The following is a 7,721-nucleotide window of genomic DNA, read 5'->3' as shown; positions in this document are numbered from 1 at the left end:
GGATGCGTGGGATTGAGAGTAGAGGACATCCTGTGCGTCTGAAAACGCTCATTGCGCTCCAGGCACTTAGTGATGAAATAATTCCAATGAGCGATAACCCCTTTAAGCTCTGCATTCCTCTGGGCTTTTAATTGATGCTGCATGAAATAAAAGGTACCTAATCCCCCAATAAAAACGGCTAAGGCCACATTAATGGTCTGGAAAACAAAAAGGTAGAGTACGTAGGCGATAACACCCAATGAGAGCATTAAGGGTACACTTCTTAAGAGGGTATTCTTTATTGCTTCGGAATGTACTTTATTTAATGGAATAAGCTGGGATGGCATCAGTGTTTTAACGGGGCAAATAAAACCATAGTGTATAGTAAATGCGCGCCAAAGTATGCTCATCATGCATTTATTTTGCGTCACTCATCGAGGCGAGTACCTGATTAAGCGTCACTTTGTTGCATGATAAGGTTGAATCCGCCCTTCGTTCTGATTAGAATGGCGCCCTTATGGAACATTCTATAAGGGCGTTCATTAGGAAGGCCTGTTGTTTAAAGCGAGACATCATGGAAATAAGGACGATAGAGCTGGAAGGCACCTTAGTGCTGCATCTCAATAATCATCACATTCGTATTACTCCGTTAACGAACCCACAATCCAATGTCATTAAGTTGGGTATTGACGCACCGTCTGAGGTTTCAGTTCATCGAGAAGAAATTTATAAAAAAAAGAAACTCAGAGGCGAGCTGAACGCATCGCCTAAAAATCCTATCGACCCCAAAAAAATCCAGGCGTTATTTACGGAGCTTAATCGCATCACCTGCAAATCTGAAAAACTGGAACTGGCAGCAAAAGAACTGTTTGAACGCGATAAAATAATTCCTCCCTCCGTGTTAGAGCAATTTGCCAACGGGAAAAAATCAACCAACAGATGGATTATCACCTGCGCTATCGATGTGTTATTGAGAGAACATCCCCAAGCGCTAAAGCTTATTTTTTCAGCAGATGAGCTGTATCTCCATTGGGCAACTCCTTTGTTGCAGCGAGGAATTAAAAAAACGACGTTATTAAAAAAAGCTCGTTGTTTGAATCTTCCCGCTTTTGAAGAACACCTTATCACTTTCGAAGAAACGACCCTAAGCCCCTTATTTATTGAAGCTCAATAGGGGTTGTCGGAATAAAGCAACAAAAAAGCCTCTCTTGCTGCGTGTTTTTAGCAGGTATTGCTGAAGCCATTTCATGAGTTAAAAAGACGACGTGAATGGTTCAGCTCATTGACGGTGATGAGGGAGGGAACCGATTTTAATTGGATGTAACCACATAAGGAGTACGTATCATTACTATGCACCAGTTAGTTCATTGTATCCACCATAGAATAAAAACAGGACTTTTTTTCATGGTCTTTTTTTGTTTCATGCATGGGGTCGCGCAAGGCAACTCTTCGATGTTCCACGTTGAACTCGTCCATAGACCCCTATCCGTGGGGTTCATCCCTTACCAAGGAGGACAGGCTAATTCGCCGTTTCTTTTTAACTTTGCCCGCTACGTGCAGCAGAAGCCAGAAATTGCCTACCAAATTACGAATACCCAGAGCACTGCGATTAAAGCGTTGCAGCTAAAAACACCTATTCCACCTGGTTTAACCCTATTAGATTATGACTACGCGGATTGCGCACGTATTTTCATGCTCTATCCTAATCAAAGCTGTTTCATTCGTTTTGATCTGGACAGCCCTGCCTATAGACCCACATCAGGAGGTGATCCCCTGGTGTGCGCAGAACAAGGGGAGTGTGTCAGCCCTCCTGTCGAGCAGCAGCTCAATAGTGCTGTGGCTGATGCAGAACCCACCCAACTTCTGGTGACGCCTTCAGAGCAGGCAGGATTATCCTTTGATCCCGATACTTTCTCTCTTAGGGGGACGCCAAACAGCACCGGCACCTATATTTTTGAAGTAAGGGCCTACAACAAACACGTGACTTCAGCTCCTGCATACTTAACCATTAACCTCTCCAGTGATCCGAAAGACAAACCGATATTTAAAAAGGATGTGATGATTCCAAGTGCCGCACCCAACGAGGAGTATCGACTGAATTTGATGGACTTATTGGAACAGAACCCCACGTTTATGACGTCGAATCAGGTGCAGTTTCAGATCTCAAAAAACCATGAATACCCTTCCTGGTTAGATATTGATGAGGCGGACTCGGTGTTACATGGTCATGTCCCGGCCGAGCTGGCTGGCAAAAAGGTGCGTTTATGGCTCATTGCCTCATCCAATACGGGAGGGAGTACCTATTACGAACTGCTTATCCCGGTTGTCTTTGATCCCACCCAAAAACCGATGATTAAAGAAGGCATCGAGTATTCAGCAGAAGTGGCGGAGTGGTTTCGTCGGGATTTGCGCGGGTATATAACCGATCCGACCCACAGTTCTGATTTGGAAATCATCATTGACTCGACTCATCCTGAAGCCCCTTGGCTAACAGCATACGGCACAGAAATCAAAGGTTCAGTACCCTATGAGCCTGAAGTGCTGGGCACTACTTATGAAGTCAGGCTACACGCTCATACCAACGCAGGCGGTGATTCAGCGCAAGCGACCCTTCTCATAAGCGTTGGAATCAATAAAAATCTCACTCCTCGTTTTACACGGAATAAGAGTATCTGTCCCAATTTTTACAGCGGACAATCCTACCTTTGTGATTTTGTCGCTAACAATTCCGTAGTTCCTACTGACATTCCTTATACGGTTGAATTTGCAGCAGGATTTCCTGTTCCTCACTGGCTGCGTTTGGAAGATAATAAATTAATTGCCGAACGCGTGTCAGATGAAAAACGATTTACTGATGTTTATTTCGTGCTTAAAAACATCCCGGGAGGGGCTTCAGACGTTATCAATTATCTAATTTACGTCCAGGATGGTGGCATTCACCTCCTCCCGAAACGAACTCATTAACCCTCTGATCACGAGTAATTGATGGGGGTACTCATCAAGAACCCATCAGTTACTCGAATAAGGTGTTGGCAACATGCTCTGTGTCTTTGGGGCACTCCCTTTTTCTTATCGCGTTGCTCTTTTGATGCGCCCATCCCAGTGTAAGACACCCCAAACAGGAGTGACTCACACGAGAGAGAAACTTTGATGAATTTTTTTTCCTACTGCTTTGTGAGTAAAATCGAAGACTTACGATTCATTGCCTGAAACGCTGCCTAAAACGGTAGTTTACAGCCTTAAAAAATGCATCTATGATTAATGAAACATGAATCAAAAAGGTCTATTCAATGACACGTGGTGGCAAAAGAGCGGGTGCTGGTCGGCCTAAGGGCACGGGAAAATATCAGGAGTCTACTAAAACAATTCGTATTCCTGTGTCCAGAGAATCAGATGTCTTAGCGACCCTTGCAGGAGAGAACGAGCCCTTATCTGTTCCTTTATACTCCAGTAAAGTGCAAGCGGGTTTTCCTTCCCCGGCTGATGATTATATTGAGCGCTATCTGGATTTAAACGCAGAATACATCAAGCATCCTTCGGCAACTTTTTTAGTCACGGCGACGGGGGAATCCATGATTGATGCAGGCATTTTTGAAGGGGACGTACTCCTTGTTGATAAGAGTCTTCAGGCAGTGGACGGCTCAATTGTTATTGCGGCACTCAATGGGGAGCTGACGGTCAAACGCTTGTCTCGTAAAAAAGAGCGGGTGCAATTAGTCCCGGCAAACCCTAAATTTCAGCCCATAGACATTACCGAAGAGCAGGATGTGGTGATTTGGGGTGTGGTGACTCTTGTGTTGCATCGGCCGGTGTAATCATGTTTGCCTTGATTGATTGCAATAATTTTTATGCGTCTTGTGAGCGTTTGTTTCGTCCTGATTTGCGCCACCAACCCATTGTGGTGCTGTCCAATAATGATGGCTGTGTGATTGCGCGCTCTAATGAGTCCAAGGCATTGGGTGTCGCCATGGGCGAGCCTTTTTTTAAAATCAAAGGGCTGTGCCGCCAGCATAAAATCCATGCTTTTTCTTCAAATTACACCCTGTACGGCGACATCAGTCATCGAGTGATGATGACCATTGAAGAGCAATGGCCGCATGTGGAAATTTATTCTATTGATGAGGCCTTTTTAGACTTGTCCACCCTTCCTGAAGCTCAATTAGAATCCTTTTGTACGATGCTGCAAAGAAAAGTGTTAAAAGAAACCGGTATTCCTACCTCCATTGGCATTGGCAAAACAAAAACGCTGGCCAAGGCTGCTAATTTCTTGTGTAAAAAAGTACTGAACATTCCGGTGTTTTACCTCAACCACCCGCCTTTGTTGCAGCAGATTGCGGCGGGGGATGTCTGGGGCGTAGGGCGGCAGTACACCAAGCGTCTGATGGGACAGGGAATTCATACGGCTTATGATTTGGCACAAACAAACGTCCATTTGTTACGAAAGAAGTTTAATGTGGTGCTGATGCGCACCGCCATGGAATTAAGGGGCATTCCCTGTGGTGGACTTGAAGAAGCAGAGCCTAGGCAAAGCATTATGTCGTCGAAAAGCTTTGGCACCATGCAAACGACTCTCTCTGCTGTCGCCCAATCGGTGAGCAGCCATTGCGCGCGCGCCGCAGAAAAACTGCGCGCCCAACACCTTGTGGCGCAGCGCCTGTCCGTGTTTGTGCATACCAATCGTTTTCGTGAGGATTTGGCTCAGTATGTTCAATCGATAGAGGTGCGATTGATTAATCCAACGGATGATGTGCGCGTCATTACCAAAATGGCCAAGCGTTGCTTAAGGCAGATTTTCAAAAACGGGTATCATTATAAGAAAGCCGGGGTGTGTCTGGAGGATTTAATTCCCAAAGACCCGCGCCAATTGGATATGTTTCACCAGGTATCGGATGAGGATTTGAAACAAACCGAACAATTAATGCGCGTTTTTGATACAATCAATCAGAAGTATGGCAGGAACACCATCCGTCTCGCAGCGGAAGGCTATTCAAAGCCCTGGGCGATGCGCGCGGAGCTGAAATCCCCTGCCTATACGACGAGGTGGGCTGAACTTCCCCGCGTCACCCTTTATTAATCGCACACCGAGACTTTATGTCGCATTCTTTTCAATGGGCGCTGGTTGATATAGAAACCACAGGCCTGCACGTTACCAGGGATGGCATTACCGAAATCGCAGTGCTTGTGATGACCGAAGAGGGCATTGTGCGCACCTGGCATCGCTTGATTAAGCCTAAGCGCTCCATTCCTGATGCGATTAACGCATTAACCGGTATTTCTAATGAGCTGGTGTGTGATGCGCCATCGTTTGCAGACATCGCCTTGGAATTATTGGATGTTTTAGAGGGCTGTGTTTTTGTCGCCCATAACGCGCGCTTTGATTTTGGGTTTATCAAAAACGCCTTTAAACGATGCGACATCACCTACCAGGCGCCAGTATTATGTACCATTAAATTACTAAAACAACTCTATCCCAATCAGCGCCATTATCATTTAGCAGCAATTACCCAATCGCTAAACATCCCCCTTGAGCGCCATCATCGCGCTCAAGGCGATGTGGCGGCTTTACATGCCGTGCTGCAAAAGATGATAGCGCGGCATTCCTGGACCCACGTCCAAAGTGTTGCTAAAAACCTTTATCAGCAATCAAGTATCCCTTCCAAATTAACGACAGACGTTTCGCAACTGCCTGATACTCCGGGTGTGTACGTTTTTTATGGCGAGAACAATTCATTGCCTTTGTACATTGGTAAAAGCGTTACCTTACGTCAACGCGTGTTGTCGCATTTTTCAGGTGACCATGCCCATGCTAAAGAGTTTGCGCTAAGCCAACAGGTGGTGCGGGTGGAGGTTATTCCAACTGCAGGAGAATTGAGCGCCTTATTGCTTGAATCACAGATGATTAAAGAGCACATGCCGGTTTATAATCGTCGATTACGGCGCCAAACCGTGCTTGCGGGCTTTAAAGTAGGCGAGCAACACGGCTACTTGACCCTGTCTGTCGTGCGAGAACGGGTAGAGGCAGAATCGGAATTAAAGCAGCAGGGGATTTATGGTGCGTTTCGCAGTGTGGCTGCTGCAAAGCGCGTTTTACTGGCGTTGATAAAAAATCACGATTTGTGTCCCAAGCTGAGTGATTTAGAGCAGGGGAGTGGGGCGTGTTTTTCTTATCAGCTCAAACGCTGTCAGGGTGCGTGCATTCAAGAAGAGCCTCATGAGCACTACAACGGGCGTTTATTAGGCGCGCTAAAAGAATATCAAGGAGCCGTGTGGCCGTATAAGGGAGCCATTGCGATAAAAGAGCATTGTTCCGTGCAAAGCCTCACCCAATTTACGGTCGTGCATCAATGGCGGCATCTGGGCTCCGTGGGAGTAGCGCATGAATTAAAGCACTGGCGACAACTCTGCACTACTGCCACAGCCACTCACGACGACACTCAAATCATCCGTTCTTATTTAAAGCAGCAGCGTGACCTGGAGCACCTGATTGATCTCGAATAATAAAAGGGCAAAAGAAGTGAATGGGTGAAAAATTTTTGACCATATTGCCATTCAACGTTCTTTTGCTGCAGGCAGTACATCCTGTGATGGCTTCTGCCAGGTGAGCTACACTGTAACTAAGAGTCGCATTGAACGGGTGCACTAATGTGTGGTCGATTTGCTTTGGGCACATCAGTCAAAGAGATTAAAACCCAGTTTCGGGTAGACCATATTCCTGAGTTTAGCCCATCGTTTAATTGTGCGCCCACCCAAAACGTGCTCATTTTGCTGCCCACGCCTGCACATGAGCACCTTGATGCGGAATGGTTCACCTGGGGATTCATTCCACACTACGCGCGCGATAAAAAAATCAATCCCCCCTTGATTAATGCACGGGCTGAAACGGTTGCTACTAAGCCCGCCTTTCGCAACAGCTTTAAAAACAAAAGAGGCATCGTGCTCATGAGTGGGTATTTTGAATGGCTGTCTGTGGGAGGACACAAACAACCCTATTACATCCACTCCAGCAGCAATCAATTATTCGCCGTTGCGGCGCTGTGGGATACCTGGCAAGCACCGACTGGCGAGGTGGTTCACTCCTGCTGTCTTATCACCACATCAGCCAATTCTTTAGTTGCGCGTTTTCATGACCGCATGCCCGTTATTTTAAATAAAGAGCAGCAACTTATTTGGCTCGATACCCAGTGCACGGATGCAGCCCCATTGAAAGCTGTACTCGTGCCTTATGAGCGTAAGGAGATGGCGGTGTATCCTGTCACGCCTAAAATGAACCATTGGCGCTATCAATTGGCTGATGCAATCAAGCCCATCTCTTTAGACGACAATGCTGTTTAAAACCTATAAACGCCTTTATAATGCGGTGATACAGCAGGCATTTTTGAGTTAACTTCATGATTGAATCTTCTTTGCGCACCCTATCAGAACACCCTGATTACCTGGTTTTAAAACGAGTACCGCAGTCGTTGCCTCATCACACACCCTCTGAGGAGCGAACTTTTATTGCAACCATTGTGGATTTAGAAACCATGGGACTCAATCCAAGCCAACACGAAATAATTGAGCTCGGTATGTTGAGCTTTTCGTTTTCTGCCGATGGCATTCATAGCGTGGTTGCGCAATACAATGAGCTCAACAATCCTGGAAAACCCATCCCTGCCGAAGTCACCAAAGTGACCGGCATTACGGATGCAGACGTCCAGGGGAAGGCCATTGATTGGGCGCGCGTTGCCCACCTTTTACAACAA

General features: G+C 46.4%; 8 protein-coding genes. 7 read left to right on the top strand and 1 reads right to left on the bottom strand.

Features of this window, described 5'->3' with window-relative positions:
• Window positions 1–392 (bottom strand): hypothetical protein (locus Q0495_RS02265; RefSeq protein WP_298622595.1); only part of this gene is annotated, 392 nt, incomplete at its 3' end.
• A gap of 104 nt (window positions 393–496) precedes the next feature.
• Here Q0495_RS02265 and Q0495_RS02260 point away from each other — a divergent pair.
• From Q0495_RS02260 to Q0495_RS02230, 7 genes are all read left to right on the top strand, one after another.
• Entirely contained in the window at window positions 497–1,153 is a 657-nt protein-coding gene (locus tag Q0495_RS02260; RefSeq protein WP_298622593.1) for a carbon storage regulator, read from the top strand.
• A 176-nt stretch (window positions 1,154–1,329) separates the two neighbouring features.
• Complete coding sequence (locus Q0495_RS02255; RefSeq protein ID WP_298622591.1) at window positions 1,330–2,943, top strand: hypothetical protein; 1,614 nt, start codon at window positions 1,330–1,332, stop codon at window positions 2,941–2,943.
• A 326-nt stretch (window positions 2,944–3,269) separates the two neighbouring features.
• Window positions 3,270–3,794 (top strand): LexA family transcriptional regulator, encoded by a 525-nt coding sequence (locus tag Q0495_RS02250; protein ID WP_298622589.1) that lies wholly within the window; start codon window positions 3,270–3,272, stop codon window positions 3,792–3,794.
• A gap of 2 nt (window positions 3,795–3,796) precedes the next feature.
• On the top strand, window positions 3,797–5,053 hold the full coding sequence (locus tag Q0495_RS02245; RefSeq protein WP_298622587.1) for a Y-family DNA polymerase: 1,257 nt from the start codon (window positions 3,797–3,799) through the stop codon (window positions 5,051–5,053).
• 17 nt (window positions 5,054–5,070) lie between these two features.
• Window positions 5,071–6,477, top strand: a complete 1,407-nt coding sequence (locus tag Q0495_RS02240; protein WP_298622585.1) for a 3'-5' exonuclease family protein — start codon at window positions 5,071–5,073, stop codon at window positions 6,475–6,477.
• A 144-nt stretch (window positions 6,478–6,621) separates the two neighbouring features.
• A complete protein-coding gene (locus tag Q0495_RS02235; RefSeq protein WP_298622584.1) occupies window positions 6,622–7,311 on the top strand; it encodes an SOS response-associated peptidase in 690 nt (229 codons plus the stop codon).
• 71 nt (window positions 7,312–7,382) lie between these two features.
• Window positions 7,383–7,721 (top strand): exonuclease domain-containing protein (locus Q0495_RS02230; protein WP_298622583.1); only part of this gene is annotated, 339 nt, incomplete at its 3' end.

Source organism: uncultured Legionella sp., assembly GCF_937871865.1.
In the GTDB taxonomy this organism is placed as follows: Bacteria; Pseudomonadota; Gammaproteobacteria; order Legionellales; family Legionellaceae; genus Legionella.
The sequence above is the reverse complement of the archived record's forward strand: the minus strand, read 5'-3'. Positions and strand labels throughout refer to the sequence as shown.